General features: G+C 64.4%; 27 protein-coding genes and 1 other RNA gene. 16 read left to right on the forward strand and 12 right to left on the reverse strand.

From position 1 onward, the window contains the following. Window positions 1-14 precede the first annotated feature (14 nt). Entirely contained in the window at window positions 15-1,409 is a 1,395-nt protein-coding gene (locus E1742_RS22820) for an MATE family efflux transporter (RefSeq protein WP_134387385.1), read from the reverse strand. A gap of 159 nt (window positions 1,410-1,568) precedes the next feature. On the opposite strand from E1742_RS22820, the gene E1742_RS22825 reads away from it, so the two are divergent. The 3 genes from E1742_RS22825 to E1742_RS22835 are packed head-to-tail and all read left to right on the forward strand — an operon-like array spanning window position 1,569 to window position 3,558. Beyond that, window positions 1,569-2,255, forward strand: coding sequence for a beta/gamma crystallin family protein (locus E1742_RS22825; protein ID WP_134387386.1), 687 nt, complete (start codon window positions 1,569-1,571; stop codon window positions 2,253-2,255). Between the two features lie 54 nt (window positions 2,256-2,309). Beyond that, entirely contained in the window at window positions 2,310-3,254 is a 945-nt protein-coding gene (locus E1742_RS22830) for a DnaJ C-terminal domain-containing protein (RefSeq protein ID WP_134387387.1), read from the forward strand. Then, window positions 3,247-3,558 carry a chaperone modulator CbpM gene (locus tag E1742_RS22835; RefSeq protein WP_134387388.1) on the forward strand — a complete coding sequence of 104 codons (312 nt, stop codon included), beginning with the start codon at window positions 3,247-3,249 and terminating at the stop codon, window positions 3,556-3,558. The genes E1742_RS22830 and E1742_RS22835 overlap by 8 nt, the downstream gene beginning before the upstream one ends. 84 nt (window positions 3,559-3,642) lie before the next feature. Here E1742_RS22835 and E1742_RS22840 read toward each other — a convergent pair whose 3' ends face one another. From E1742_RS22840 to E1742_RS22850, 3 genes are all read right to left on the reverse strand, one after another. Further along, entirely contained in the window at window positions 3,643-4,320 is a 678-nt protein-coding gene (locus tag E1742_RS22840) for a hypothetical protein (RefSeq protein WP_134387389.1), read from the reverse strand. Further along, the gene (locus E1742_RS22845) at window positions 4,317-4,523 is read right to left on the reverse strand and encodes a hypothetical protein (RefSeq protein ID WP_134387390.1); all 207 of its coding nucleotides are present in this window, start codon (window positions 4,521-4,523) and stop codon (window positions 4,317-4,319) included. The genes E1742_RS22840 and E1742_RS22845 overlap by 4 nt, the downstream gene beginning before the upstream one ends. A 135-nt stretch (window positions 4,524-4,658) precedes the next feature. Then, a complete protein-coding gene (locus E1742_RS22850; protein WP_503826302.1) occupies window positions 4,659-5,600 on the reverse strand; it encodes a LysR family transcriptional regulator in 942 nt (313 codons plus the stop codon). Between the two features lie 74 nt (window positions 5,601-5,674). Here E1742_RS22850 and E1742_RS22855 point away from each other — a divergent pair, with 74 nt between their 5' ends. The 3 genes from E1742_RS22855 to pncB all read left to right on the forward strand — a co-directional run bounded on the left by E1742_RS22855 (window position 5,675) and on the right by pncB (window position 8,479). Further along, window positions 5,675-6,289 carry an FMN-dependent NADH-azoreductase gene (locus tag E1742_RS22855; RefSeq protein WP_134387391.1) on the forward strand — a complete coding sequence of 205 codons (615 nt, stop codon included), beginning with the start codon at window positions 5,675-5,677 and terminating at the stop codon, window positions 6,287-6,289. Between the two features lie 98 nt (window positions 6,290-6,387). Continuing rightward, complete coding sequence (locus E1742_RS22860) at window positions 6,388-7,266, forward strand: cysteine hydrolase family protein (RefSeq protein WP_134387392.1); 879 nt, start codon at window positions 6,388-6,390, stop codon at window positions 7,264-7,266. Between the two features lies 1 nt (window position 7,267). Beyond that, window positions 7,268-8,479: a nicotinate phosphoribosyltransferase gene (gene pncB, locus E1742_RS22865; protein ID WP_134387393.1), complete on the forward strand. Its 1,212-nt coding sequence runs from the start codon at window positions 7,268-7,270 to the stop codon at window positions 8,477-8,479. A gap of 51 nt (window positions 8,480-8,530) precedes the next feature. On the opposite strand, the gene E1742_RS22870 is transcribed toward pncB, so the two are convergent. Together E1742_RS22870 and E1742_RS22875 are read right to left on the reverse strand one after the other, a co-directional pair. Next, entirely contained in the window at window positions 8,531-8,833 is a 303-nt protein-coding gene (locus E1742_RS22870; protein ID WP_134387394.1) for a hypothetical protein, read from the reverse strand. 75 nt (window positions 8,834-8,908) lie between these two features. Next, on the reverse strand, window positions 8,909-9,214 hold the full coding sequence (locus tag E1742_RS22875; protein WP_134387395.1) for an antibiotic biosynthesis monooxygenase family protein: 306 nt from the start codon (window positions 9,212-9,214) through the stop codon (window positions 8,909-8,911). A 62-nt stretch (window positions 9,215-9,276) separates the two neighbouring features. Here E1742_RS22875 and E1742_RS22880 point away from each other — a divergent pair, with 62 nt between their 5' ends. Beyond that, window positions 9,277-9,822, forward strand: coding sequence for a GNAT family N-acetyltransferase (locus E1742_RS22880; protein WP_134387396.1), 546 nt, complete (start codon window positions 9,277-9,279; stop codon window positions 9,820-9,822). 129 nt (window positions 9,823-9,951) lie between these two features. Here E1742_RS22880 and E1742_RS22885 read toward each other — a convergent pair whose 3' ends face one another. Further along, on the reverse strand, window positions 9,952-10,560 hold the full coding sequence (locus E1742_RS22885; RefSeq protein ID WP_134387397.1) for a hypothetical protein: 609 nt from the start codon (window positions 10,558-10,560) through the stop codon (window positions 9,952-9,954). A 232-nt stretch (window positions 10,561-10,792) separates the two neighbouring features. Here E1742_RS22885 and E1742_RS22890 point away from each other — a divergent pair, with 232 nt between their 5' ends. After that, the gene (locus E1742_RS22890) at window positions 10,793-11,350 is read left to right on the forward strand and encodes a DUF1003 domain-containing protein (RefSeq protein ID WP_134387398.1); all 558 of its coding nucleotides are present in this window, start codon (window positions 10,793-10,795) and stop codon (window positions 11,348-11,350) included. 389 nt (window positions 11,351-11,739) lie between these two features. On the opposite strand, the gene ssrA is transcribed toward E1742_RS22890, so the two are convergent. The 5 genes from ssrA to ompA form a co-directional block, all read right to left on the reverse strand. Next, window positions 11,740-12,100: a transfer-messenger RNA gene (gene ssrA / locus E1742_RS22895) on the reverse strand. 98 nt (window positions 12,101-12,198) lie between these two features. Continuing rightward, window positions 12,199-13,170: a hypothetical protein gene (locus E1742_RS22900; protein ID WP_134387399.1), complete on the reverse strand. Its 972-nt coding sequence runs from the start codon at window positions 13,168-13,170 to the stop codon at window positions 12,199-12,201. 124 nt (window positions 13,171-13,294) lie between these two features. Then, a complete protein-coding gene (locus E1742_RS22905) occupies window positions 13,295-13,984 on the reverse strand; it encodes an HAD family hydrolase (protein WP_134387400.1) in 690 nt (229 codons plus the stop codon). Between the two features lie 58 nt (window positions 13,985-14,042). Continuing rightward, window positions 14,043-14,744: a bifunctional 2-polyprenyl-6-hydroxyphenol methylase/3-demethylubiquinol 3-O-methyltransferase UbiG gene (ubiG, locus tag E1742_RS22910; RefSeq protein ID WP_134387401.1), complete on the reverse strand. Its 702-nt coding sequence runs from the start codon at window positions 14,742-14,744 to the stop codon at window positions 14,043-14,045. A gap of 115 nt (window positions 14,745-14,859) precedes the next feature. Next, on the reverse strand, window positions 14,860-15,570 hold the full coding sequence (ompA, locus tag E1742_RS22915) for an outer membrane protein OmpA (protein ID WP_134387402.1): 711 nt from the start codon (window positions 15,568-15,570) through the stop codon (window positions 14,860-14,862). A gap of 480 nt (window positions 15,571-16,050) precedes the next feature. On the opposite strand from ompA, the gene gyrA reads away from it, so the two are divergent. The 8 genes from gyrA to cmk all read left to right on the forward strand — a co-directional run bounded on the left by gyrA (window position 16,051) and on the right by cmk (window position 26,006). Then, window positions 16,051-18,726 (forward strand): DNA gyrase subunit A, encoded by a 2,676-nt coding sequence (gene gyrA, locus E1742_RS22920; protein WP_134387403.1) that lies wholly within the window; start codon window positions 16,051-16,053, stop codon window positions 18,724-18,726. Window positions 18,727-18,798: 72 nt separating this feature from the next. Then, on the forward strand, window positions 18,799-19,365 hold the full coding sequence (locus E1742_RS22925) for a DUF2059 domain-containing protein (RefSeq protein WP_134387404.1): 567 nt from the start codon (window positions 18,799-18,801) through the stop codon (window positions 19,363-19,365). 11 nt (window positions 19,366-19,376) lie between these two features. Beyond that, window positions 19,377-20,477, forward strand: coding sequence for a 3-phosphoserine/phosphohydroxythreonine transaminase (gene serC / locus E1742_RS22930; protein WP_134388299.1), 1,101 nt, complete (start codon window positions 19,377-19,379; stop codon window positions 20,475-20,477). A 150-nt stretch (window positions 20,478-20,627) separates the two neighbouring features. Then, window positions 20,628-21,701: a prephenate dehydratase gene (gene pheA, locus E1742_RS22935; RefSeq protein ID WP_134387405.1), complete on the forward strand. Its 1,074-nt coding sequence runs from the start codon at window positions 20,628-20,630 to the stop codon at window positions 21,699-21,701. Window positions 21,702-21,731: 30 nt separating this feature from the next. Next, entirely contained in the window at window positions 21,732-22,850 is a 1,119-nt protein-coding gene (gene hisC, locus E1742_RS22940; protein WP_134387406.1) for a histidinol-phosphate transaminase, read from the forward strand. Next, window positions 22,843-23,739: a prephenate dehydrogenase gene (locus E1742_RS22945; RefSeq protein ID WP_134387407.1), complete on the forward strand. Its 897-nt coding sequence runs from the start codon at window positions 22,843-22,845 to the stop codon at window positions 23,737-23,739. Before hisC ends, E1742_RS22945 begins: the two co-directional genes overlap by 8 nt. Window positions 23,740-23,761: 22 nt before the next feature. Then, a complete protein-coding gene (gene aroA, locus E1742_RS22950; protein ID WP_134387408.1) occupies window positions 23,762-25,117 on the forward strand; it encodes a 3-phosphoshikimate 1-carboxyvinyltransferase in 1,356 nt (451 codons plus the stop codon). A 220-nt stretch (window positions 25,118-25,337) separates the two neighbouring features. Next, window positions 25,338-26,006, forward strand: coding sequence for a (d)CMP kinase (gene cmk / locus E1742_RS22955; RefSeq protein WP_134387409.1), 669 nt, complete (start codon window positions 25,338-25,340; stop codon window positions 26,004-26,006). The last annotated feature ends 25 nt before the right edge of the window (window positions 26,007-26,031 follow it).

Raw genomic sequence — 26,031 nt, forward strand, 5'->3', positions numbered from 1 at the left:
GGCGCGCGTGCCGACTATTGTTCGGCAACCGCCAGCGCGCGCGCCTTCGAGAGCCGCAGCAGCGACACCGTCAGCAGCACCGCCGCCACCGTCAGGCCCAGTACGAGTCCGATCCAGAAGCCCGTGGCCGACAGCGGCTCGGCTGGCGCGAACGGCACCCAGTCGGGCGCCAGTCCCAGCACGCACCCAAGCGGCAGCGCGACGCCCCAGAACGCGATCAGCTGGATCACCATCGGGCTGCGCGTGACCTTGTAGCCGCGGATCGCACACGACGCGGCCACCTGGGCAGCGTCCGACAGCTGGAACAGCGCGGCGAACAGCAGCAGATGCGCGCACATCGCCTGCACGGCCGGGTCGGACGTGTAGGCCGCGGCGATCTGGTGCCGGAACACGGCAATGAAAACGGCCGACAGCACGGCAAAACCCACCGACATCGACAGGCCGACCAGCGAAGCGAAGCGGGCCTGCTGCGGATTGCCTTCGCCCAGCGCCTGGCCGACGCGGGTGATCATGCCGATGCCGAACGACAGCGGCACCATGAACGTCAGCGACGCGAAATTGAGCGCGATCTGGTGCGCCGACACGGTGACGACGCCGAAGCGCGCGATCAGCAGGCTGACGGCGCCGAACACGGACACCTCGGCGAAGTACGTCACGCCGATCGGCACGCCCAGTTTCAGCATGCTCCAGATCTCCGGCCAGTGCGGCCACTCCCAGCGCGTGAACGGATAGGTCTGGCGGTAGGCGGGTGCGATGCGGATCCACAGCACCATTGCGATCAGGTCGAGCCAGACGACGACGCCCGTCGCCACCGCGCAGCCCAGCGCGCCCATCTTCGGCATGCCCAGATTGCCGAACACGAGCACCCAGTTGATCGCCACGTTCACGAGCAGCCCGATGATGGCAATCACCATGACGGGTTTGGTGTGGTTGATGCTGGCGCTGTATCCGTACAGCGCGCGGTAGGCCGCGAACGGTATCAGGCCGATGCTGATGATGTGGACGAACATCGACGCGCGTTCGCTGACGGCGGGTGCAAGGTAGAGATGGTCGAACAGCAGCGTGGCCAGGTTGGCCATCAGCGCCGCAAACAGCCCGACGCCGACGGCCTTCCACAGCGCCTGGCGCACGGAGTGCGCAATCTTGTCGAAGGCACCCGCGCCCACCTCGTGCGCGACAACCGTATTAATGGCCATCATGATGCCGTTGACGGTGACGAGGATGATCGACCAGACCGACGCCCCCAGCGACACGGCCGCCAGTTCGTCGGCGCTCGTATGCCCCGTCATCGCCACGTCCGCCACCGCCATGCCGACGGTGGCCAGCTGGCCGACCAGCACGGGCCACGCCAGTTGCCACAGGCTCGATGCTTCGCGATGGACGTTGGAACGGGAGAAGGAATAGGGCATGGGCGAATAGGGTCGAATAAAGTCGCTGCGGGAAGCGCCATTCTACCAACCCGACGTCCTCGCGCAGGGCCGGCGCGGTAGGAATTTGTTACAACGACATGTGTGCGCCGCCCGGTACCGGCGCGTTGAGCCGGTACCGATAACAAGAACGGAGTATTCATGAAACGCCTCCTTGCCACGCTGGTGGCTTCCACGCTGCTGTCCCAGGTCGCCAACGCCGGCGAGTTGACGCTGTTCGAGCACCACGGCCTGCGCGGCAACCAGGTCACGCTGCATGGCGACGCACCGAACCTGCGCGACGGAGGGTTCAACGACAAGGCGTCCAGCCTGATCGTGCGTTCCGGCACGTGGGAGGTATGCGAGCACAAGGACTTCGGCGGCTACTGCGCGCTGTTCCGGCGCGGCGAATACCCGGACCTGGAACGCTTCAACAACAATATCTCGTCGGCCCGCGAGGTGCAGGGACGACGAGGCTGGCGCGACCGCGACCGCGACCACTATGGCGACGGGCGCCGCGATGACCGTCCCGATGGCTGGCGTGAAGGCGAGGAGGAGCGCATCGGCCATGAAGGCTGGCGCGGTGGCGGGGAGCGGCGCGGCGAGGCGGTGCAGCTGTTCGCCGGCGCGCGCTTCGAAGGCAGGACCGTGGATGTGGATGGCGACGTGCGCACCTTGCGCGATGCAGACTTCAATGACCGCGCCGGCTCCCTCGTCGTCCGCCGCGGCACGTGGGAAGTGTGCGAACACGCCGACTACGGCGGCCAGTGCGTGGTGTTCGGACCGGGGCGCTATCCCTTCCTGGAAGGGATGAACGACCGCATTTCGTCGCTGCGAAGGGTGCGCTGAAGGACGCGCGATTTTGATGTAACCTGTGCTCTTCAGGACTGACCTGGAGAGCACATGGAATACAAGGACTACTACGCCACGCTGGGCGTGCCGAAGACGGCCAGCGAGGACGAGATCAAGAACGCCTACCGCAAGCTCGTACGCAAATACCATCCCGACGTAAGCCGCGAAACGGATGCCGATGCGAAAACCAAGGAACTGAACGAAGCATACGGCGTCCTGGGCGACGCCGAAAAGCGTGCCGCCTACGATGAACTGGGCAATGCGCCGCGCCAGGCGGGGCAGGGCTTCCGGCCGCCGCCCGGTTGGGGCGCGGACTTCGAAAAGGGTGCCGGCTTTGAAACGGGCGACGACAGCGACTTCTTCAAGGACCTGTTCGCCCACGTGGGCGGGCGCCGTCGCCAAACCTTCCACACCCGCGGCGACGACAGCCACGCCACCATCCGCATTTCGCTGCACGACAGTTATCACGGCGCGGCGCGCACTATTACCTTGCGCGTGCCGGAACATGATGCGCAGGGACGTGTGGTCACGCGCGCACGCACGCTGAACGTGACGATCCCGAAAGGCGTGACGCCGGGCCAGCAATTGCGTCTGGCGGGGCAGGGCCATCCCGGTGCCGGCGGCGCCGCTTCGGGCGACCTGTATCTGGAGATCGAGTTCGCGCCGGACGCGCGTTACCGGATCGACGGCCGCGACGTGCACGAGACCGTGCCGGTAGCGCCGTGGGAGGCAATGCTGGGCGCGCAGATCGACTTGCCGACGCCGTCGGGGCGTGTGACGGTGACGGTGCCGCCGGGATCGCAGACGGGCCGCAAGCTGCGCCTGAAAGGCCGCGGCATCCCTGCCGCCGGCAGCGCGGCCGCAGGCGACCTGTATCTGATGCTGGAGGTGGCGCTGCCGCCGGCCGACACGGCGGCAGCGCGGGCGCTCTACGAACAGATGGCGCGCGAACTGACATTCGATCCGCGCGCAAACCTGGGGATAAAACATGACTGAGGACACGACTGAGTCGGTCCGCGGCGTGCTGCTGGAGGACGCCGCGCTGACCCTGGACGAAATCGCGCGTGCCTGCGCCGTCGAACCGGAGTGGGTAGTGCAGCGCGTGCGCACCGGCATTCTGCGGGGCGGGACGAGCGCCGCGCCGGAAAGCTGGCGCTTCACCAGCGTGGACCTGGTACGTGCCCGCAAGCTGGTGCAGGTGGAGCGCGATTTCGACGCGGACGAGGAGCTGGCCGCGCTGGTGGTCGATCTGACCGAGGAGGTGCGGCGCCTGCGGCGGCTGGTGGGACAGCCTCTTTAAACGGGTCAGGCCGACATTCGGACAAATGTCCGGATGTCGGACCTGGCACCGGGGTGCGTGACCCCGGTGTGCGTTACGCAGGCTTTAGCGCTGGTCTTCGTTCCCGCTGTCGCGCGGCTGTACGCTGGCAGCGCGTTTGCTGCCGATATCGTCGACGTCGCGCGTCGCGTCATCGGACTGCTCATTGCCGCGCGTGCTCTGGTATTGGTTGTCCATGCCGTCACGCTGGACGCTTTGCTGGTCTTGCGCCTGCGGGTTGCCCGGACCGCCTTTCTGGTCCAGCATGCGGCTGGCCGCATCCTGGCTGCCGGGGCCGCCCTGCAGGCCCTGGCCCGAACCCTGCTGGTTCTCCGGTCCGCCCTGCAGCTTGTCGGCCACGTCGCCGGAGCCGCCGGGTGAGCTGGACGCATAGCTGCCGGACTGCCGGCTGTCGCCCGTGCCCGTTTCATTGCCGTTGTCGCCCGACTGCTGGTTGAGGGAACGCTCGCCGTACGACTGGCCCGGCTGTTCGCCCGTGCGCACGTCGCCCTGCAGCGTGCCCGACTGGCTGCCGGACTGGTTGGTCGACATCTGGTTGCCGGACGGCTGGCTGCCCACGCCGCCCTGGCCCTGCGGCGAACCGCCCAGGTAGTCCGACTGGCCGCTTTGCTTGTTTCCGCCCTGATTGACGCCCTGGCCCGCGTCGGCGCCCTGCGTTCCGGACGGGGTACCGCTGATGCCGTCCTGTGCGCCCTGTCCACCGATCGATTGCGATGCTGTCATGTCCATTCCTCCTGAGCTGCCGGCGGCGCCGCTCTGCTGGCTGCCGGCGTTGTTGGCGCTGCCGATGTTGGGTTCGCGGTTGACGCTGGGGTATCGTTGGCTTCGAGCCCGGCGGCGTGATTGCCGCTCTGGGTCATGTAGCCGGCATCTTCCGCTTTCCCGTCGTGGTAATTACCGCCGATTTTGTCGAGTTTGTTCGTCATGTCCATTTCCTTTGCAAAAGCATGGCCAGGTGCCGGGCACCCGGCAGATGCTCATGCTATGCCCGACGGAGCAGGGCAGGAGTAGGCGCACGCCTCCCTCCGCTGTAGGAATGAGGCAGAAGCCGGTGCCAGTGCTCAGAAAGCGTCGTGCGGCAGGCCGTAGTCGAGATCGAGGAACTGCTGCCGGAGCCAGCGTCCGGCTGGACCCAGCGGATCGTCGCTGCGGTGGATGATGAAGAGCGGGTACTGCAGTGTCGCGCCGTCCTGCGGCTTCAGGGGTACGAGACGGCCCTTGGCCAGGTCGTCGGCAATCATTGCCTGCGGCATGCTGCCCCAGCCGAGGCCGCCGCGCAGCAGCGCGTGTTTCGAGTGCAGGTCGCCCAGCCGCCAGTTGGCGCGGCCGAACACGCCGAAATCCTGGCCTTGCGTCAGCGGACTGCGGTCCGTGACGACCAGTTGCAGGTGCTCTCGCAATGTGGCCGTCGGGATCACGCCCTCGATGGCGGCCAGCGGATGGTGCGGTGCGCAGACTGGCATCATCGTCACATGGCCCGTCAGCTGGCGTTCAATGCTATCCGGCATCGCCAGCGGCATGCCGCTGATGCCCAGCTGGCAGCGTCCGTCCAGCACCATCTGCATGACAGCGCCCAGCGCTTCCGTGTGCAACCGCAGCGAGACGGTCGGGTATTCGCGGCGGAAGGCCTCCAGCACCGTCACCAGCAGGCACATGGGGAACATGATGTCGACGACCAGACACAACTCCGCCTCCAGCCCTGCGCCCAGCGCCTTGGCGCGCGCCCGCATGTCGTCCACCTTGGCGGTGACAGCGCGTGCGTCGGCGAGCAACGCCTTGCCTGCCTCCGTCAAGGTGGGCTTGCGTTTGGCGCGGTCGAGCAATGCCACGTTGAGCTGCTCCTCCAGATTGGCGATCGTGTAGCTGATGACGGACTGCGTACGATGCAGGACCCGCGCGGCGTGGGCGAACCCGCCATGGTCGATAACGGCGATAAAGACGCGCAGCTGGTCGAGGGAAGGAAGGCCGGGTTCGCGCATATCGTGAAAATCGATAGAACTCATCGAATTAAAGTGGATTTCCTCGATACTAAACCCGATCTATGATGAACGCAATTACCCAACTTTAGGAGCTCATCATGGCAAACGTTCTGTACATCAATAGCAGTGTTCGTACCACCGGCTCGCTGTCGCGCCAGCTCTCCGCCGAGTTCATCGCCAAATGGCAGGCGGCCCATCCGCAGGACACCGTCGTCGAGCGCGACCTGGCCGCCAACCCGGTGCCGCACCTGAACGAGGAAATGCTGGGCGCGTTCTTCACGCCGGCCGACAAGCGCAACGCGGACCAGGCGTACGCCGTCAAGCTGTCCGACCAGCTGGTCGACGAAGCGATCGCCGCCGACGTCATCGTCATTGGCGCGCCGATGTACAACTTCTCCGTGCCGTCCGGCCTGAAAGCGTACATCGACCAGATCGCCCGCGCCGGCCGCACGTTCAAGTACACGGAGTCGGGCCCCGTCGGCCTGCTGACGAACAAGAAAGTGTATATCGTGACCGCCAGCGGCGGCGTCTACAGCGAAGGCCCCGCGGCCGGCTACGACTTCCTGGCCACGTATCTGCGCGCGGTGCTGGGCTTCCTGGGCATCACCGACATTACCTTCATCCGTGCCGAAGGCGTCGCGCTGGGCGAACAGGCGCTGGCCGACACGCTGGCGAAAAGCCGCGTCGCCATCGACGAGCTGGCGGCGGCATAAGCCCGTGGCGCGGCCCGGCGGCCGCGCCATTTTCATGGGATCCTGAAGGAAAGGCCGGCAACCGTTATCATGTCGGCATGCCCGCAACGGAGCCCTGAATGAAACAACACCTGCATTTGCTGATCATCGACCCGCAGAACGATTTCTGCGACCTGCCGCCCGCATACCTGCCGGTCAGCCCGGGCACGAGCCGCGCCGTGCAGCCGGCGCTGCCGGTACCCGGCGCGCACGAGGACATGCGCCGCCTGGCAGAAGTGATCCACCGTGGGCGCGACGGCATCGCGGCCATCAGCGTCACCCTCGATTCGCACCACCGCTACGATATCGCCCATCCGACCTTCTGGGTCGGCGCGGACGGCGGCCCGGTCGCGCCCTTTACCCAGATCGCAGCAAGCGACCTGCGGGCGGCGCGCTACCTGCCGCGCCACCCGCAGGCGCGCGCCCGCGCCCAGGCTTACCTGGACTCGCTGGAAGCGAATGGCCGCTATCGCCTGATCGTCTGGCCCGTGCACTGCGAGATCGGTTCGTGGGGCCACAACGTGCACGAGGACGTGCGCCTTGCCTACAACCGCTGGGAAGACGCGGCGCTGGGCGTCGTCACCAAGATCGCCAAGGGTTCGAATCCGTGGACCGAGCATTACTCGGCCGTCATGGCCGAAGTGCCGGACGACGACGATATCGACACGCAGCTGAACCGCAAGCTGATCGACAGCCTGCTGCAATCGGACCGCGTCTATATCGCGGGCGAGGCGGGCAGCCACTGCGTCAAGGCGACCACGGAACACATCGTCGCCGAGTTCGCGCAAGTTGGGCCGGAGGCGCTGGCAAAGCTGGTGCTGGTCACCGACTGCATGAGCCCCGTCAGCGGCTTCGAGGGCCAGCAGATGCAGTTCCTCGAGGAGATGCGCGAGCGCGGCGTGCAGATGGCGCGCGCCGGCGAAGTGCTGCAGGAATTGCTGATCAATGCAGGACGCTGAAATGACCGATACCACACCATTCGTTCCCGTCGTCCGCAGCCTGCTGGAGACGGACCTGTACAAATTCTCGATGTGGCAGGCCTTGCTGCACTGGCATCCGGGCACGCAGACGGAGTATGAATTCCGCTGCCGCAACAAGACCGCCTATCCGCTGGCGGAGCTGAAGGAAGAGGTGGAACGCCAGCTCGACCACCTGTGCACGATGTCGTTCAAGGAAGAGGAACTGGCGTATCTGCGTTCGCTGCGCTACATCAAGAGCGACTTCGTCGACTTTCTCACCGTGTTCCGCTTCCAGCGCAAGTTCATCACCGTCGCCACCGATGGCGACGGGCTGACGATCCATGCCGTCGGTCCGCAGGTGCACGTGATGGGCTTCGAGATCTTCGTGCTGTATATCGTCAATGAACTGTACTTCCGCCGCTTCGACCAGGCCGCGGCGCTGGCCGAGGGCCGTCGCCGGCTCGATGCGAAGATCGCCGCGCTCAAGGAGTTTGGCCGCGAACCCCAGCTGCGCAATCCGTTTGAATTCTCCGACTTCGGCGTGCGCCGGCGCTTCTCGGCCGCATGGCACGACGAGGTGGTGGAACGCCTGGCGCACGAGGTGCCCGAATTCTTCAAGGGCACGTCCAATGTCTACCTGGCGATGCGCTACAAGATCCACCCGATCGGCACGATGGCGCATGAATACATGCAGTCGTTCCAGGCCTTCGGCGTGCGCCTGCGCGACTTCCAGAAAGCCGCCCTGGAGGACTGGGTCCAGGAATTCCGCGGCGACCTGGGCACCGCCCTGACGGACGTTGTCGGCATGGACGCGTTCCTGCGCGACTTCGACCTGTACTTCGCCAAGCTGTTCGACGGCCTGCGCCACGATTCGGGCGATCCTGTCGTCTGGGGCGAAAAGGCGATCGCGCACTACCAGAAGCTGCGCATCGACCCGAACACGAAGCGCCTGGTGTTCTCGGATGGCCTGGACCTGGACAAGGCCGTGTCGCTGTACCGCCACTTTGCCGACCGCATCATGACGGGTTTCGGCATCGGCACGTGGCTGACGAACGACCTGGGTATCCAGCCGCTGAACATCGTCATGAAGCTGGTGCGCTGCAACGGCCAGTCGGTGGCCAAGCTGTCGGACTCGCCGGGCAAGACGATGTCGAAGGACGAGACGTTCCTGGCTTACCTGCGGCAGGTGTTCGAGATCGAGCAGCCGAAATAAAACAGGGGACAGCAGCGCTGTCCCCTGTTTTCCGCGTGCCGGCGCCTGGGACTACGCTTCGCTGGCGCCGAACCCGCGCACGATGGCATCGGCCTGGTCGCGCTCTTCGTCGGTATCGACATCGATGGTGAGCATCGCGGCCGCGCGCGGCGCACCGTGATCGGTCGTATCGGCATCGTCGGGCGTCATCGAGTTCATGATGTTGTCGACGGCGTTCGTGCTCGTGTCCTGTCCGCGCGGATCGTGCGTGTTCAGCTGCACGGCCGAAGGCTGGAAGCCGGCGTCGAGCAATGCGGTGCGCGCGCTTTCCGCGTCGGCGACCTGTTTGAAATTGCGATAAATCGTGTTGGCCATGGTGCTGTCTCCAGAGTTGCGTTGCCATCATTGTGCTGCAAAAATGGCAAGCATGTCGCCGCGATGGCGCCCCCGTCAGCTGCCGAAACCCGTCACGACCGTTTCGATATGCTCGACCTTTGGCGCCTCGGCAAAGAAGCTGCCGACGAGGGCGCGCCAGGCCTGGAAGTCCTCGCTGCCGCGGAAGTGCACAGTGTGGTCTTCCAGCGTCTGCCAGCCGATGACGAGGCGGTACGTTTCGGGCCGCTCGAAGGTGCGGTCCAGCCGCATCGACACGCAGCCGCGCGCGCGCTGGAACAGCGGCACGGCCTGCGCGACGGCGGCCTCGAAGGCGGCATTGGTGCCGGGCTGGATGGTGAGTTCGGCGATTTCGTGGATCATGGAGGTCCTTTGCAAATGAGTCATTCTGCCTTAAACATGGTAGCGCTGCCGGGGAAGGCGCGATGACAATTATCCGGACGGCGCGGCTGGACCTGCGCCTGTGGCAGCCCGAGGATGTGGCGCCGTTCGTGCAGCTCAACGCCGACCCGCTGGTCACCGAGTTCCTGCCGGGTCCCGTTTCTCCGGACGAGGCGCGTTTACTGTTCGCCAGGCAGAACGCACTGTACGAACAGCATGGCACCTGCTACTTCGCCGCGGCGCTGCGCGAGACGTCGGAACTGGTGGGTTTTGTCGGCGTGAAGCATGTCGCTTCCGGCCTGCCGTTTGCGCCGTGCTACGAGATCGGCTGGCGGCTTGGGTCGCCATGGTGGGGCAGGGGGCTTGCGACCGAAGGGGCGCTGGCGGCGCTGCGGCATGCGTTCGATACGTTGATGCTGGCGGAGATTGTGTCGTTCACGGTGCCGGACAATCTGCGGTCGCGGCGGGTGATGGAGCGGATCGGGATGGTGCGGGATGTTGACGGGGACTTCGATCATCCGGCGTTGCCGGTGGGGCATCGGTTGGCGCGGCATGTGCTTTATCGGATGCCAAGAGCGGCTCCGTCATAGCCGGAGTTAAGGAGCATCGCTTCCGCCTGCCTGGAGCAATGCAGGTCGTTATCGCCGTGAGCGGTTCCTGTACTGCCGGGCAGCCGAGTTTGCCTCGGCTGCCCGGCAGTACCCTGGGTACTGCCTTTGTCAGCGCTGCTGGTTACCGCCCTGATTGCCTTGAGCAGCCGGGTTGTCGTTGTACATCTCGCGCTGGTCCGCACCGGTGCTGTCGGCACCCGACGGGCTGCCGTGGTTTTCACCGCTCTGCCGATTTTGCTGGCTGTCGCCGGACGCATTGCCATGCCCGATCAGGTCGCCCGAGGTGCCGTCTTCGATGCGCTGGCCGCCAGATTCTGGCACGTTAGCGGAACCCATATTGCCGGCGTCCGTCTGCAGGCCGTCGGGGTCGGATGGCCTCATCGAGCCACCCATGCCGCCGGGCTGCGCATCGCCTTCCTGACGGTTACCACGGCTGCCGCCGGTCAGGCTGCCCATATCGCCCATACCCGTCTGCAGCTCACCTGCGCCTTTGGGGCTGGCGAAGCCTTTGTCGTATTGGTCGGCTTCGGAGCCGCCTGCCAACAGGTCGTCGGTACGGCCGCCCGATTGCATGCCACCCGAGTGCGCGGCTTCATCGTAGCCTTCCTTCGTGCCGACGTGGCCCGTCGAGCCCGCGCCCATTGAACCGGCGCTCGTGGTGCCGTCGTGGGTTTTCTGGTACAGGTCGCGGCCTTTTTCCTTGCCTTCGTTTTGCATGGTGGGTCTCCCGTGTTGGTTGGATAACAAAGGCATCGTAGGCTTTGTCGCGGAAGTGCGGAGTAGGTGCGCGGGTTGAACTCTTGTAGGAATTTGTCGGCACGCGCCTGGCGCGGCGATTCGCCGTCATATCGAGTCACTGGACATCGCCTGACGCGTTCGAGATAGCGGGCGACCTCACCGGTATCATCCTGCTATCCTTGCCTGCTTTCCTGCACAAAGGAGCAGCGTAATGGATGACGCGGTGCAGAAGCCGGCCCCCGAGGTGGAACTGCCGGCAACGGTGAGTGAGAACCTTGAGACCATCAGCGCCTTGCACGCGCGGCACAGGGAACAAAGCTCGGGTGCGCAGACAGCGATCGAAAAGCTCAGTTTATTCTTCGGGCGGCCCGCGTATCTCGTAGGCATTGTCGCGTTTGCCGTGCTGTGGATCGGCGCTAACGTTTTTGCCGATGAGCTAGGGTGGCAAGTGTTTGATGAGCCGCCGTTCTTCTGGCTGCAGGGCATCATAACGTTCAACGCCTTCCTGACCACCACCACCGTTCTCATTCGCCAAAATCGCATGGCCCGCCTGGCCGATCAGCATACCCATCTGGACCTGCAAGTTAACCTACTGACGGAAAAGAAAACCAGCAAGGTAATTAGCCTGCTGGAAGAACTGCGGCGCGATATGCCGCAAGTGGTCAACAAGGCCGACCCCGAGGCTGAGGCGCTGCACCAGCCCGCCGACCCTGCAGCGGTGCTCGGTGCCATCGAAAATCAGGACAGCGACGAAAGCAGAACTGCTTGAACGGTATGGGGCTGATCGACAATTGTCCCTAGGCGAATTGGGCCGTGCGCCGTGCAGGAGTGTACGGAAACTGTGGCAAGAGCAGTGGAGCAGCTGCTCATCCGATCAGGATCGGGCGATCGGGACAGGGCCGACATTCGGCTGTTGTGCGGAGCGCTGAGTGGCCCTCCGGGCGGTGGCGACATCGCGGAGCGATGTCGTGAATGGGCGAATCGGAGAGCCCCGGGCTGGTAGGCCCGGGTCGCCTTGCCGGCGTGCCGCATGCGGCACGAAACCCCGGCAAGGCCCCGCGTCCGTCTTTGGACGGACGCGGCTCCGATTCCCGCGGTCAACGATAGAACAAAAGAAAAAGGCCCTGAGCGAGCTCAGGGCCTTTTTCTTTTGTTCGGTGGTGGAGACGGCGGGAATCGAACCCGCGTCCGCAAGCACTCCACAGACAGTTCTACATACTTAGCTCTGCCATTTAATTTAACCTCCACGACGCGGACGAGCACGCTGCGTAGAAGCGATTCACCTTGGATTTAACGCTCTTTGAAGTGACCCCTCCGAGCGCGAGTCCCTGTAAATGACTCCACAGCTTTTAACGGCCCACCCCAGGGACGAGGTGTTGTGGAGCTAACAGCGATTAAGCTGCCAGTGCGTACGAGTTATCGTTTGCAGTTAGTTTGTTTCTGGGTGTATTTACGAGGTAACCAGGCCTCGGTATGCCCTGTTCTGCTTTGCAACCCACGTCGAAACCAGGTCGTCCCCACAGAAGGAAGGTTCATTGTACCTCAAACCGCGACCTGCGCGCATCCCTTAAGCCGAAAGTAACGCAGGGGCCGGGCATTGGCGTGAATCCTTGACGTTCAGTTCTTGAGCTCGACAAGGGGGCGGCCGGCAGCGCTCAGTGTCTTGAGCTCCGGGGTACCGTGGTCGAACACGCATTCGAACAGGTGCCGCCGTGCGATGGGGACGTGTTCGGACGTAAGTTCGTGGAAAGCGTCCGCGTCCTTGAAGCCAAGGTCGACCGTCAGGCGCTCGAGCAGGTATGTCTTCTGCAGCTCTTCAAGCCGCTCGCGCCGCGTGCCCAATTCCACCTCCTTGCGCGCGCGGGGCGCCGGGCCCTCGAAGTAGCGGATCAGTGCACCTTCGATGAGGTCCGTCTGCGTGCGAACCGACGCTTCTTCCGACATGTCGCGCGCGGTCGTTTCAACCTTTACGTCCATGCGCTGGATCAGCAGGAAGGTGTCGTTCTCGTCCATGACCGATTCGCGCAGGCGGTTGACGAGCGGCGACAGCCCTTTGGCCAGCTTGCCGGCCGGGTCGTGGGTCTGGCCGACGTACAGGACCGTGCTCGGGAAGGTCGGCTCTGGCTGGTAGCGCTGGATCAGGTCGTGGATGCTGAGCGTTTCCGTCAAGGCTCCCCAGTTCAGCAGCAGGAATTTGTCCTGCAGCTGGACCGTGGGCTTTTTCAGCGTCGCCTCGAACGGGACGTCGAGATCGATCGTCAGCGTGCTCTTGCGCTCTGCCGCGCCGAGCAGGATGGGAATGGTCAGCTTCAGCGAAAAGAAGCCCCAGCTGACGTTGCGATGCGTGTCGATGCGCACGCGCGGACGCGCGATGAGGAAATACAGCAGGCGCTTCTCCATCGTGCCGTCGAGCGCGAACTGCATGCGGCGCAGGTAACGGCCGACCGGGTCGCGAAAATCCGGCAATGGGCCGCCGCCGGCCAGCAGGTCGTACCAGTAGAACTTGCTCTCTGCTACCGTGGCCGTCCAGAACTGCGGAGCGGTGCTGTGCGGTGTGAGAGACAGCTCGGTCGTTTCTTCACCAGGCATTTCTGTCTCCCTTGGGGCTGTTGCCGGATTATTATTTTAATTGCCATCTATGGTAAGCCCATTGTTGAGTCTGGGCAATAACAATTGCAATAAATAGCGTCTCCGAGTGCGGATGTGCAACGCTTTATGCTGCCAGGGCGCCGCCCTCCAAAGTCGTGCGGATCAGCTCCAGCAAATCGCGCGGCGTGGCCATCAGGTAGTCGGCACCCCAGGCGGCGGGCTCGATCGCACCGCAATAGCCCCACTGGCAGGCAATGGTCGGCATGCCCGCTGCCTTGCCAGCCTGGATGTCGCGCAGGTCGTCGCCCGCGTACCAGCACTGTTCCGGTGCCAGGCCCAGGCGTTTGGCCGCCTCCAGCAACGGAGCGGCATGCGGCTTCGGGTGTGGGGTCGTGTCGCCCGAAATTGCGCAGGCGGTCTTGTCCAGACCGATCAATGGCAGCAGCGGGTCCGTGAAGCGGGCCGGCTTGTTGGTGACGACGCCCCAGACGAGTCCGGCGGCGACAATACCGTCCAGCAGTTCGGGGACGCCGTCGAACAGCGAGCTGTGCACTGACATCGCCGCCCCGTAGTTGTCGAAGAAGCCCTGGCGCAACGCCTCGTAACCTTCGTCGTGCGGGGCAAGGCCGAACGATGCGCCGATCATGCCGCGCGCGCCGGCCGACGCGGTGGGGCGCAGAATCTCGTACGGCGTGGGCTCCAGGCCGCGTTCCGTGCGCAGCAGGTTGACCGCTGCTGCCAGGTCGGGGGCCGTGTCGGCAAGCGTGCCGTCGAGGTCGAAGAGGATGGCGCGCGGGACAGTGATAAAGCTCATGGTCGGACTGAAATAGAAGAGGCGACCGCAGCCGCCTGCAGGACTGTAAACATACCGCTTAAAGCGGCCGCGTGCACGCCATCAGGTAATTCACGCTGGTGTCGTTGTTCAGCGAGTAAAGCCGGGTCAGCGGGTTATAGCCCAGCCCGCGCAGACTCTCGACCTGCAAACCCGCACTGCGCACATATTGCGACAACTCCGCCGGCGTGATGAATTTGTCGTAATCGTGCGTGCCGCGGGGCAGCATGCGCAGCACGTACTCCGCGCCAATAACGGCATGCAGGTACGACTTCGGATTACGGTTCAGTGTTGAAAAAAATACGTGGCCGCCCGGTTTCGCCAGCGCGGCGGCAGCGCGCACGATGCCGCCCGGATCCGGCACGTGTTCCAGCATTTCCATGCACGTCACGACGTCGAACCCGCCCGCTTCCTGCGCCGCCATTTCTTCGGCGGCGATCAGCTTGTAGCGCACCGGTACGCCCGATTCGAGGCTGTGCAGGTCGGCCACGCGCAGCGCTTTTTTCGACAGGTCGATACCCGTCACCGTGGCGCCTTTTCTGGCCATCGATTCGGACAGGATACCGCCGCCGCAACCGATGTCGATCACGTTCTTGCCCGCCAGTGGCGCGCGCGCGTTGATCCATTCCAGACGCAGGGGGTTGATATCGTGCAAGGGGCGGAATTCAGACGTCGGGTCCCACCAGCGGTGGGCCAGCTCGCTGAATTTCTGTATTTCGAGGGGGTCGGCATTTGCATTCATGATCGGCATCATAGCTGTAATTGGTCGTGTTCCAAAGCACGCTTGCAAAGCGCGCTCCGGTACAAATGAAAAACCCCGCCACGAGGGCGGGGTTTCGGGCCCGGCGGGGCGGAGATTACTTGCTGCGGGTACCGACGACTTCGATTTCCACGCGACGGTTCTTCGCGCGGCCTTCGGCGGTCTTGTTGTCGGCGACCGGCTGCTTCTCGCCTTTGCCTTCGGTGTAGACGCGGTTGGCTTCGACGCCTTTGCTCAGCAGGTATGCCTTGACGGACTCGGCGCGGCGGATGGCCAGCTTGTCGTTGTAGGCATCGGAGCCGACGGAGTCGGTGTGGCCAACGGCGATGACGACTTCAACGTTCATGCCGCCCAGTTTCGAGTGCAGTTCGTCCAGGGCCTGCTTGCCTTCAGGCTTCAGCGTGGCCTTGTCGAAATCAAAGAACGCATCGGCGTTGTAGCTGACTTTTTCGGACGTCGGCACTGGCGCGCCCGGGACCGGCGTTGGTGCCGGGGTCGGCGCTGGCGTTGCTGGCGGCGGTGGGGCTACGCACTTGCCGTTTTCCAGACGCTCAGGTTCCACGCAGATCGGCAGATCGCAACCTGGCACCGCGTCGGCAGGCGTCCAGTAACCGGTGCGCCAGCACAGGCCGAACGGGTTGCGGGCGATGACGCCGCGCTGATCCTGCACGTAAGCGCTCTTTGGCGTTGCGGCCTTGACGTCCTGGGTTACCGGCGCAAAAGGCGGCGCGGTTGGCTTGTCCTGCGCTGCCACGGTGCCAGCCAGAACTGCCGACGCTGCAAAGATGGTTGAAATCAGTTTTTTCATGTTTTTCTTTCCTTTCGGGGGTGATATCGGCAGAACACACTACATCGCATTTTGTTGCGTGGTGCGTCGCGTGGTGCGAATACTAACACGCGCACCCCTCTCGCTACTATGGGGCGACAACTGTGGAGACTGCCGATTGCGAAACAGCCAATTTTGAATTCCTGTCATTTTGCCATATGCCGCAAAAAGCACTGTGCGCCATCCAACAGGGCGCGTACATGCTGCCGGCCATGATGTTGTTTTTGTGCAACCTCTTTTGCTGATGCCCGGCGATATTAAACAGCAAATATGTCAGCCCGATTACACGTTCTTCCTGGGCTGCGGCCGCCGCCGCCGGGGCAGGGAGGGGCAAATGATCCGGCTGGCATGCCCGCATGTTAAAATCGTGCGATTGTCTGCCTGCACCTGCAGCAGCGTGGAGCGCGCCGGAAGCGGTTTTCCAGGCCCTCGGAACCAACGTCAGAGAACATCGACCCGCCAATGGATCAATTCGCAAAAGAAACAATCCCAATTTCCCTCGAAGAAGAGATGCGCAAGAGCTACCTCGATTACGCGATGAGCGTGATCGTGGGCCGCGCCTTGCCGGATGCGCGCGACGGCTTGAAGCCGGTGCACCGCAGGGTATTGTTCTCGATGCACGAAAGTAACTACGTGCACAACCGTCCCTACGTCAAGTGCGCGCGCGTGGTCGGCGACACGATGGGTAAATATCACCCGCACGGCGACTCGTCGATCTACGACACGCTGGTGCGCATGGCGCAGGATTTCTCGCTGCGCTACACGCTGGTGGACGGCCAGGGCAACTTCGGTTCCATCGACGGCGATGCCGCAGCGGCCATGCGTTACACCGAGTGCCGCCTGGACAAGATCGCCGGCGAACTGCTGGCCGACATCGACAAGGAAACCGTCGACTTCCAGCCGAACTACGACGGCAAGGAAAAGGAGCCGACCGTCCTGCCGACCCGCGTGCCGAACCTGCTGATCAACGGCTCCTCCGGTATCGCCGTCGGCATGGCGACCAATATTGCGCCGCACAACCTGTCGGAAGTGATCAACGGTGCGCTGCACGTGCTGGCGAACCCGGACTGCTCGATCGACGAACTGATCGAACTGATCCCGGCACCGGACTTCCCCACCGGCGGCATCATCTACGGCGTCTCCGGCGTGCGCGATGGCTATCGCACGGGGCGCGGCCGCGTCGTCATGCGCGCCAAGACGCACTTCGAGGAATATGGCAAGGATGGCGGCCGCATGGCGATCATCGTCGACGAGCTGCCGTATCAGGTCAATAAAAAATCGCTGCTGGAGCGCATCGCCGAGAACGTGCGCGACAAGAAGCTGGAAGGCATTTCCGACATCCGCGACGAGTCCGACAAATCGGGCATGCGCGTCGTCATCGAGCTCAAACGCGGCGAAGTGCCGGAAGTGGTGCTGAACAACCTGTACAAGCAGACGCAATTGCAGGACACGTTCGGCATGAACATGGTCGCGCTGGTGGACGGCCAGCCAAAGCTGATGAATCTGAAGCAGCTGCTGGCCACGTTCCTGTCGCACCGCCGCGAGGTGGTCACGCGCCGCACCGTGTTCGAACTGCGCAAGGCGCGCGAACGCGGCCACGTGCTGGAAGGTCTCGCTGTCGCGCTGGCGAACATCGACGATTTCATCGCCATCATCAAGGCCGCGCCGACGCCGCCGCTGGCGAAATCCGAACTGATGGCGCGCGCGTGGGATTCGTCCCTGGTGCGCGAGATGCTGGCCCGTACCGGCGAGGAAGGCCAGCGCGGCATGGATGCGTTCCGTCCCGAGCACCTGCCGAAGCACTACGGCATGCAGTCCGATGGCCTGTACAAGCTGTCCGACGACCAGGCCCAGGAAATCCTGCAGATGCGCCTGCAGCGCCTGACGGGTCTGGAGCAGGACAAGATCGTCAACGAATACAAGGACGTGATGGCGCAGATCGCCGATCTGCTGGACATCCTGTCCAAGCCGGCCCGCGTCACCTCGATCATCAGCGACGAACTCAATGCCGCCAAGCTGGAATACGGCACCAAGGACGAGCGCCGTTCGACCATCGAGCACAATGCCACCGACCTGGAAACGGAAGACCTGATCACGCCGCAGGACATGGTCGTGACGCTGTCGCACATGGGCTACATGAAGGCGCAGCCGATCTCCGAATACCGCGCGCAGAAGCGCGGCGGCCGCGGCAAGCAGGCGATGGCAACAAAAGACGAGGACTGGATCGACCAGCTGTTCATCGCCAACACGCACGACTACATCCTGTGCTTCTCGAACCGCGGCAGGATGTACTGGCTGAAGGTGTGGGAAGTGCCGCAAGGCTCGCGCAATTCGCGCGGCAGGCCGATCGTCAACATGTTCCCGCTGCAGGACAATGAAAAGATCACCGTCGTGCTGCCGCTGTCGGGCGAAAACCGCACGTTCCCCGAGGACCATTATGTCTTCATGTCGACAAGCCTGGGCACGGTGAAGAAAACGCCGCTGAAGGACTTCTCCAATCCGCGCAAGGCCGGCATCATCGCTGTCGACCTGGACGAGGGCGACTTCCTGATCGGCGCCGCGCTGACCGACGGCAAGCATGACGTGATGCTGTTCTCCGACTCCGGCAAGGCGGTGCGCTTCGACGAGAACGACGTGCGTCCGATGGGCCGCACGGCCCGCGGCGTACGCGGCATGAACCTGGAAGAAGGCCAGAACGTGATCGCGCTGCTGGTGGCCGAGAACGAGCAGCAGTCGGTGCTGACGGCAACCGAGAACGGCTACGGCAAGCGTACGCCGATCACGGAGTACACCCGTCATGGCCGCGGCACGAAGGGCATGATCGCCATCCAGACGTCGGAACGTAACGGCAAGGTCGTCGCCGCGACGCTGGTCGACGTGACGGACGAGATCATGCTGATCACGACGGGCGGTGTGCTGATCCGCACCCGTGTCGCCGAGATCCGCGAAATGGGCCGCGCCACGCAGGGCGTCACCCTGATCGCGGTGGAGGACGGCACCAAGCTGTCCGGCCTGCAGCGCATCGTCGAGGCGGACGTGGACGAGGTGGTGTTCGAGACCGAGGGCGGCGCGGCTGCAGTGGATGGCGCCGCGGAGCCCGCGGCCGAGCCGGCGGGCGACGACACCGCGGCCGAGTAATCCAGGCGGGCCCCGTCCGAGCAGTCGGACCGGGCCCGCAGTGTTTCAACTCAACGGAAAACGAATAAACATATGAAAAAAATCGCCGCTGCGCTGTCCTTCACCTTCTCCCTGGCATTCGGCCTGGCCGTGCCTGCGCTGGCACAGACGTCCGCGCCTGCCGCGCCTGCCGCCACTGCCGTGGACCCCGCGGCCGCCCAGGCCGTGCGCGAGCTGCTGGACTCGATGAACTATCGCGCGCTGGTTGCCGACGGGTTCAAGCGGATGTCGGCGCAGATGCCGCAGATGATGCGCTCCGGTGCCGAGGCCGCGGTGCGCGGTACGCCAAACCTGACGGACGCCGAGCGAGCGAAGCGGATGGCGGACGTGGACAAGCGCCTGGCCAACGTGGGCCCCCTGATGACGCAGCTGTTCAACGATCCCACGCTGATCGACGACATGGTGAACGAAATCGTGCCGCTGTACGCGCGCCACTTCACGGCCGACGAGATGCGCCAGCTGGCCGCGTTCTACCGCACGCCCGTGGGCGCGAAAGCACTGGAAAAGATGCCGCAGCTGATGGGCGAGAGCATGCAGATCGGCCAGAAGGTCGTGGCGCCGCGCGTGGAAAAACTGATGCGTGACGTGCAGGCAAAGTGACAGAGGACAGCGTGACGACGATCTACAACTTCTCCGCCGGCCCGGCCGTGCTGCCCAAGGAAGTGCTGCGCCAGGCTGCTGCCGAAATGCTGGACTGGCAGGGCAGCGGGATGTCCGTGATGGAGATGAGCCACCGCGGGCCGGAGTTCATCTCGATCTACCGGGCAGCCGAGCGCGACCTGCGCGAGCTGCTGGCGGTGCCGGACAATTACCGCATCCTGTTCATGCAGGGCGGCGGGCTGTCGCAAAATGCCGTGATTCCGATGAATCTGGTCGGTCGCAAAGGTGGCACTGGCGCGCAGCCGGCGACGATCGACTTCGTCCGCACGGGCTCCTGGTCCGGCAAATCCATCAAGGAAGCGGCGCGCTACGCCAACGTCAACGTGGCCGCCTCGGCCGAGGCGAACGGTTTTACGTTCGTGCCCCCTCGGTCGGAATGGAAGCTCACGCCCGATGCGGCCTATCTGCACCTGTGCACCAACGAGACCATCGACGGCGTCGAGATCGACTTCGTGCCCGACGTCCCGGCCGGCGTGCCGGTTGTTGCGGACATGTCGTCGCACATCCTGTCGCGCCAGGTGGACGTGTCGAAGTACGGCCTGATCTTCGGCGGCGCGCAGAAAAATATCGGCCCGGCCGGTGTCACCGTCGTCATCGTGCGCGATGACCTGATCGGGCACGCGCTGCCGATCTGCCCGTCCGCCCTCGACTTCAAAAACGTGGCCGACAACGAATCCATGTACAACACGCCGCCCACCTACGGCATCTATATCGCCGGGCTTGTGTTCCGCTGGCTGAAGGAGCAGGGCGGAATCGCGGCAATGGAACGCAAGAATATTGAAAAGGCCCGGCTGCTGTACGCCGCACTGGACGCCGACGACTTCTACCAGAACAGAGTCGCGCCAGCCTGCCGTTCGCGCATGAACGTACCGTTCTACCTGCGCGACGAATCGAAGAACGAAGCATTCCTGGCCGGCGCCAAAGCGCGTGGCCTGCTGCAGCTGAAGGGCCACAAGTCCGTCGGCGGCATGCGTGCATCCATCTACAATGCGATGCCGATCGAAGGCGTACAGGCGCTGGTTGATTACCTGAACGAATTCGCTAACCGGTAGTCCCTCGGCGCGATGTCGCCGGGGAGCGGAGCAGGGGTTTCGAAGAGCGCCGCTCTTCGCCTGCGCAGCGGCGATGGCATACTTGCCATCGCCATGTCCCCGACGTTGACGAAGCGCCGCCACGACCGGCACCGAGATCACAAGCCAACCATGACAGACAAACTGAAACCCCTGCGCGAAAAGATCGACACGATCGACGCGCAGATCCTCGCGCTGCTGAACCAGCGCGCCGCCGTGGCCCAGGAAGTGGGCCACGTCAAGGCCGAAACCAACGCGCCCGTGTTCCGTCCCGAGCGCGAAGCGCAGGTGCTGCGCGGCGTGGCCGACCGCAACCCCGGCCCGCTGGGCAATCTTGAGGTGCAGACGATCTTCCGCGAGATCATGTCGGCATGCCGCGCGCTGGAAAAGCGCGTCACCGTCGCCTATCTCGGGCCTGTCGGCACGTTCTCCGAGCAAGCCGTCTATCAGCAGTTCGGCCGCGCCGTCGAAGGCCTGCCGTGCGCGTCGATCGACGAGGTGTTCCGCGCCACCGAAGCGGGTACCGCCGAATTCGGCGTCGTCCCCGTCGAGAATTCGTCCGAGGGGGCGATCAACCGCACGCTCGACCTGATGCTGCAGACGCCGCTGATCATCAGCGGCGAGGTGGCCATCGCCGTGCACCACAGCCTGATGTCGAAGACGGGTGCGATGGATGGCGTCACCGTCATCTGCGCCCATTCGCAGGCGCTGGCGCAATGCCAGGTGTGGCTGAACCAGAACTATCCGCACGTCGAACGCCGCGCGGTCGCCTCGAACGCCGAGGCGGCGCGCATGGCAAGCGTGGACCCGACGATTGCGGCGATCGCCAGCGAGATCGCCGGCATGCAGTACAGCCTTGGTGTCGTCAAGGGCCACATCCAGGACGACCCGCACAACCGTACCCGCTTTGCCATCATCGGCAAGCTGCAGCCGGGGCCTTCCGGCAGCGATCACACGTCGCTCGTACTGGCCGTGCCGAACAAGGCCGGCGCCGTCTACCAGCTGCTGGCGCCCCTGGCGAAACACGGTGTGTCGATGACGCGCTTCGAGTCGCGCCCGGCACGGGTGGGCACGTGGGAGTATTATTTTTATGTCGACATCGAAGGCCACGTACAGAACCCGTCCGTGACGCAGGCGTTGGACGAACTCCGGCACAACGCCGCCTTTTTCAAAGTGCTGGGCTCCTACCCGACCAGCCTGACCTGACTTACAAGAGAGAGAAGCGAGAGAGAATCCATGTCCAAGCAATTCGGTCCAGAATACGTTCGTGCCATCGCCCCCTACCAGGCCGGCAAGCCCATTTCCGAAGTCGCCCGCGAGTTCGGTCTCGACGAGGCATCCATCGTCAAGCTGGCCTCCAACGAGAACCCGTTCGGCGTGCCCGAGTCGGCACAGCAGGCGATGACGAAGGCCGCCGCGGAGCTGGGCCGCTATCCGGACGCCAACGGCTTCGAGCTGAAGCAGGCGCTGTCGAAGCGCTACGACGTGCCGATGGAGTGGATCACGCTGGGCAACGGCTCCAACGACATCCTGGAAATCGCCGCGCACGCGTTCGTCGAGCGCGAGCAGGCCATCGTCTATTCGCAGTATTCGTTTGCCGTCTACGCGCTGGCCACGCAGGGTGTCGGCGCGCGCCATATCGTCGTGCCGGCCAAGGATTACGGTCACGACCTCGATGCGATGGCCGCGGCCATCGACGCCGACACGCGCCTCGTGTTTATCGCCAACCCGAACAACCCGACCGGCACCTTCGTGCCCGGCCCGGAGATCGAAGCGTTCCTGAAGAAGGTGCCGGCCAATGTGGTCGTCGTGCTGGACGAGGCGTACAACGAGTTCCTCGACGAGGCGGACCAGTACGAGTCGGCCGAGTGGGTGCGCCGGTACCCGAACCTGCTGGTATCGCGCACGTTCTCGAAGGCCTATGGCCTGGCGGGCCTGCGCGTGGGCTTTGGCCTGGCGCAGCCGGCATTGACGGACCTGATGAACCGCATCCGCCAGCCGTTCAACGTCAACTCGCTGGCGCAGGCCGCCGCCATCGCCGCGCTGAACGACCGCGCGTTCCTGGAGAAGAGCGCCGCCAACAACGCGGCCGGGTACCGCCAGTTTGTCGAGGCATTCGAGCAGCTGGGATTGCAGTACGTGCCGTCGCACGGCAACTTCATCCTCGTCAAGGTCGGCAACGACCTGGCGGCCGGCGCCCGCGTCAACCTGGCGCTGCTCAAGCAGGGCGTCATCGTGCGCCCGGTCGGCAACTACGGGCTGCCCGAGTGGCTGCGCATTTCCATTGGCCTGCCGCAGGAAAACGCGGTGCTGATCGCCGCCTTGCAAAAGGCGCTGGCCGAGCACCGTGAATAAAGTCGTCATTGTCGGCGTCGGCCTGATCGGCGGCTCGTTTGCGCGGGCCCTGAAGAAAGCGGGCGCCGTGCGCCACGTCGTCGGCATCGAACGCTCGGCGGCGTACGGCGCGCGCGCGCTGGCGCTGGGGATCGTCGACGAAGTGGCAACGGACTTCGCCGCCGTCGCCGATGCCGACATGGTGCTGCTGGCCGCGCCCGTCGCGCAGACAGGCAGGATCCTGGCCGCGCTGGCGCCGCACCTGTCGCCGGGCACCGTCGTCACCGATGCCGGCAGTACCAAGGCCGACGTCGCGGCGGCGGCGCGCGCGGCGCTGGGCGAGCGCGTCCGGCAATTCGTGCCGGGCCATCCGATCGCGGGGCGCGAGACGAACGGTCCCGATGCCGCCATCGTTGATTTATATGTCGGCAAAAAATTCGTCCTGACGCCGCTGGCGGAGAACGCGCCGGCCGACGTCGAGAAGGTGGCCGAGGCGTGGCGCGCCTGCGGCGCCATCATCCACCGCCTGACGCCGGAAGAACACGACAAGGTGTTTGCCGCCGTCAGCCACCTGCCGCACCTGCTGGCCTACGCGCTGGTGGACGATATCGCCAACAAGCCGCACGCCGACCTGCTGTTCCAGTACGCGGCCAGCGGCTTTCGCGACTTCACCCGCATTGCCGGCAGCTCGCCGGAGATGTGGCGCGACATCAGCCTGGCCAACAGCGCCGCGCTGCTGACGGAACTGGACGCGTACATGGCGCAACTGGCGCAATTGCGCGCGCGCCTGGCCGCGGGCGACGGCGCCACCCTGGAAGCCGTGTACGGCAACGCGCAGCGCGCGCGCCGGCAATGGATCGAGGCGATCGAGGCGGCCGAGGCGCCGCCTCCGGCCGACAGCGCAGAATAGAAAATATTTAAGAGAGAATCGCATGACCGCATCCACCGAACATCCAGCCTTTATCGACCTGCAACCCGTGATGCACGTGGAAGGCGTCGTGCGCCTGCCCGGCTCCAAGAGCATCTCCAACAGGATCCTGCTGCTGGCCGCACTGGCCGAGGGCGAGACCAAGATCGTCGACCTGCTCGACTCGGACGACACGCAGGTGATGCTGGGCGCGCTGCGTGCGCTGGGCGTCGAGTGGACGGAAGAGCCGCACACGGCCGTGAACGGCAATGCGCGGACGATCCACCGCGTGCGCGGCACCAACGGCAGCTTCCCCAACCGGGACGCGGACCTCTTCATGGGCAACGCCGGCACGGCGATCCGTCCGCTGACGGCGGCACTAGCCGTCATCGGCGGCGACTACCGGGTCAGCGGCGTGGCGCGCATGCACGAGCGCCCGATCGGCGACCTGGTCGACGCGCTCAATGCCGTCGGCGCGGCCATCGAGTACACGGGCCAGCCGGGCTATCCGCCGCTGCGCATCCGTACCGGCAGCTTCAATACGAACCGGCTGTCGGTACGCGGCAATGTATCGAGCCAGTTCCTGACCGCCTTGCTGATGGTGGCGCCGCTGATGGCGCACACGCATGGCGTGACGATTGCCGTCGAAGGCGAACTGATTTCCAAGCCGTACATCGAGATCACGCTGAACCTGATGCGCCGCTTCGGCGTCACGGTGGAGCAGGACGAGTGGCAGTCGTTCACGATCGCGTCCGGCCAGCGCTACCAGAGCCCGGGCAATATCCACGTCGAGGGCGATGCGTCGTCGGCGTCGTACTTCATGGCGGCCGGCGCGATTGCCGGCGGCCCGGTGCGGGTCGAAGGCGTCGGCCGCGATTCCATCCAGGGCGACGTGCGTTTCGTGCACGCGCTGGAGCAGATGGGCGCGCACATCACGATGGGCGACAACTGGATCGAAGCGAAGTCGCACGGCCCGTTGAAGGCCATCGACGCGGACTTCAACCATATTCCGGATGCGGCCATGACGATCGCGATTGCCGCGCTGTATGCCGACGGCACCAGCACGCTGCGCAATATCGCTTCGTGGCGCGTCAAGGAAACCGACCGCATCGCCGCCATGGCCACCGAGCTGCGCAAGCTGGGCGCCGAGGTGGAGGAGGGTGCCGACTACATCAAGGTGACGCCGCCGAAAGTGCTGTCGGCGGCCACCATCGACACCTACGACGACCATCGCATGGCGATGTGCTTCTCGCTCGCCTCGCTGGACGGCGCCGCCCGCAGCGGCGCGCAGGTGCGCATCAACGACCCGAAGTGCGTCGCCAAGACGTTCCCCGACTACTTCACCGCCTTTGCGGGCATCGCCCACGAAGCGAAGTACTGAAAAAAACCGCAACAGAAAACCGGTGCCAGAAAAACGGAGCCAGGCTCCGGTTTTGAGGAAAACGGAGCCAGGCTCCGGTTTTGAGGAAAACGGAGCCAGGCTCCGGTTTTGGAACCCGGCACGAAAAAACCGGTGCCTGGCTCCTTTTTCCGCCGAGGGAAACCGGAGCCTGTCACCGGTTTTCTGTCCTACAGGCTCGGCAGCGGAGTAAAATTCGGCCATGCCCAATTCGAATATTCCCGTCATCACGATCGACGGCCCCACCGCTTCCGGCAAGGGGACCGTTGCCCATAGAGTCGCCGAGCGACTTGGTTTCCACCTGCTCGATTCCGGGGCGCTGTATCGCCTGACCGCGCTGCAGGCGCTGCGTCGCCAGACGCCGTTGAACGACGAGCATGCACTGGCAAAACTGGCCGAGCATCTGCACATCGGCTTTACCGGCGAAGCCATTTTCCTGTCCAGCGAAAACGTCACGGACGCCATCCGCGCCGAGGAAGTTGGCAATACGGCATCGAAAATCGCCGCACTGCCGGCCGTGCGCCAGGCGCTGTTCGGCCTGCAGCTGGGCTTTCGCAAGGCGCCGGGCCTGGTGGCGGACGGCCGCGACATGGGCACGGTGATCTTTCCCAACGCACAATTAAAGGTGTTCCTGACTGCAAGTGTGGAGGCGCGCGCGGAACGCCGTTACAAGCAATTGATCGGCAAGGGAATTTCTGCTAACATGGACGACCTCCTGATGGATTTGAAAGCGCGCGACGACCGGGATACCCACCGGGCCATCGCTCCTCTCGTCCCTGCAGAGGGGGCGCATGTGCTCGATACTTCGGACATGACGGTCGAGTTGGCCGTAGAACAAGTAATGAACTGGTATGCGGCCTTCGGGAAGTAAGTTTTGGTGCCGTGAGCGTGCTCTG

This window comes from Pseudoduganella plicata, assembly GCF_004421005.1.
GTDB lineage: Bacteria > Pseudomonadota > Gammaproteobacteria > Burkholderiales > Burkholderiaceae_D > Rugamonas > Rugamonas plicata.

What these genes read in the sequence shown, in the direction of transcription:
- E1742_RS22820 (WP_134387385.1), bottom strand. Translation starts at nt 1,409, where the DNA reads ATGCCCTATTCCTTCTCCCGTTCCAACGTCCATCGCGAAGCATCGAGC.
- E1742_RS22825 (WP_134387386.1), top strand. Translation starts at nt 1,569, where the DNA reads ATGAAACGCCTCCTTGCCACGCTGGTGGCTTCCACGCTGCTGTCCCAG.
- E1742_RS22830 (WP_134387387.1), top strand. Translation starts at nt 2,310, where the DNA reads ATGGAATACAAGGACTACTACGCCACGCTGGGCGTGCCGAAGACGGCC.
- E1742_RS22835 (WP_134387388.1), top strand. Translation starts at nt 3,247, where the DNA reads ATGACTGAGGACACGACTGAGTCGGTCCGCGGCGTGCTGCTGGAGGAC.
- E1742_RS22840 (WP_134387389.1), bottom strand. Translation starts at nt 4,320, where the DNA reads ATGACAGCATCGCAATCGATCGGTGGACAGGGCGCACAGGACGGCATC.
- E1742_RS22845 (WP_134387390.1), bottom strand. Translation starts at nt 4,523, where the DNA reads ATGACGAACAAACTCGACAAAATCGGCGGTAATTACCACGACGGGAAA.
- E1742_RS22850 (WP_503826302.1), bottom strand. Translation starts at nt 5,600, where the DNA reads ATGAGTTCTATCGATTTTCACGATATGCGCGAACCCGGCCTTCCTTCC.
- E1742_RS22855 (WP_134387391.1), top strand. Translation starts at nt 5,675, where the DNA reads ATGGCAAACGTTCTGTACATCAATAGCAGTGTTCGTACCACCGGCTCG.
- E1742_RS22860 (WP_134387392.1), top strand. Translation starts at nt 6,388, where the DNA reads ATGAAACAACACCTGCATTTGCTGATCATCGACCCGCAGAACGATTTC.
- pncB (WP_134387393.1), top strand. Translation starts at nt 7,268, where the DNA reads ATGACCGATACCACACCATTCGTTCCCGTCGTCCGCAGCCTGCTGGAG.
- E1742_RS22870 (WP_134387394.1), bottom strand. Translation starts at nt 8,833, where the DNA reads ATGGCCAACACGATTTATCGCAATTTCAAACAGGTCGCCGACGCGGAA.
- E1742_RS22875 (WP_134387395.1), bottom strand. Translation starts at nt 9,214, where the DNA reads ATGATCCACGAAATCGCCGAACTCACCATCCAGCCCGGCACCAATGCC.
- E1742_RS22880 (WP_134387396.1), top strand. Translation starts at nt 9,277, where the DNA reads ATGACAATTATCCGGACGGCGCGGCTGGACCTGCGCCTGTGGCAGCCC.
- E1742_RS22885 (WP_134387397.1), bottom strand. Translation starts at nt 10,560, where the DNA reads ATGCAAAACGAAGGCAAGGAAAAAGGCCGCGACCTGTACCAGAAAACC.
- E1742_RS22890 (WP_134387398.1), top strand. Translation starts at nt 10,793, where the DNA reads ATGGATGACGCGGTGCAGAAGCCGGCCCCCGAGGTGGAACTGCCGGCA.
- E1742_RS22900 (WP_134387399.1), bottom strand. Translation starts at nt 13,170, where the DNA reads ATGCCTGGTGAAGAAACGACCGAGCTGTCTCTCACACCGCACAGCACC.
- E1742_RS22905 (WP_134387400.1), bottom strand. Translation starts at nt 13,984, where the DNA reads ATGAGCTTTATCACTGTCCCGCGCGCCATCCTCTTCGACCTCGACGGC.
- ubiG (WP_134387401.1), bottom strand. Translation starts at nt 14,744, where the DNA reads ATGAATGCAAATGCCGACCCCCTCGAAATACAGAAATTCAGCGAGCTG.
- ompA (WP_134387402.1), bottom strand. Translation starts at nt 15,570, where the DNA reads ATGAAAAAACTGATTTCAACCATCTTTGCAGCGTCGGCAGTTCTGGCT.
- gyrA (WP_134387403.1), top strand. Translation starts at nt 16,051, where the DNA reads ATGGATCAATTCGCAAAAGAAACAATCCCAATTTCCCTCGAAGAAGAG.
- E1742_RS22925 (WP_134387404.1), top strand. Translation starts at nt 18,799, where the DNA reads ATGAAAAAAATCGCCGCTGCGCTGTCCTTCACCTTCTCCCTGGCATTC.
- pheA (WP_134387405.1), top strand. Translation starts at nt 20,628, where the DNA reads ATGACAGACAAACTGAAACCCCTGCGCGAAAAGATCGACACGATCGAC.
- hisC (WP_134387406.1), top strand. Translation starts at nt 21,732, where the DNA reads ATGTCCAAGCAATTCGGTCCAGAATACGTTCGTGCCATCGCCCCCTAC.
- aroA (WP_134387408.1), top strand. Translation starts at nt 23,762, where the DNA reads ATGACCGCATCCACCGAACATCCAGCCTTTATCGACCTGCAACCCGTG.
- cmk (WP_134387409.1), top strand. Translation starts at nt 25,338, where the DNA reads ATGCCCAATTCGAATATTCCCGTCATCACGATCGACGGCCCCACCGCT.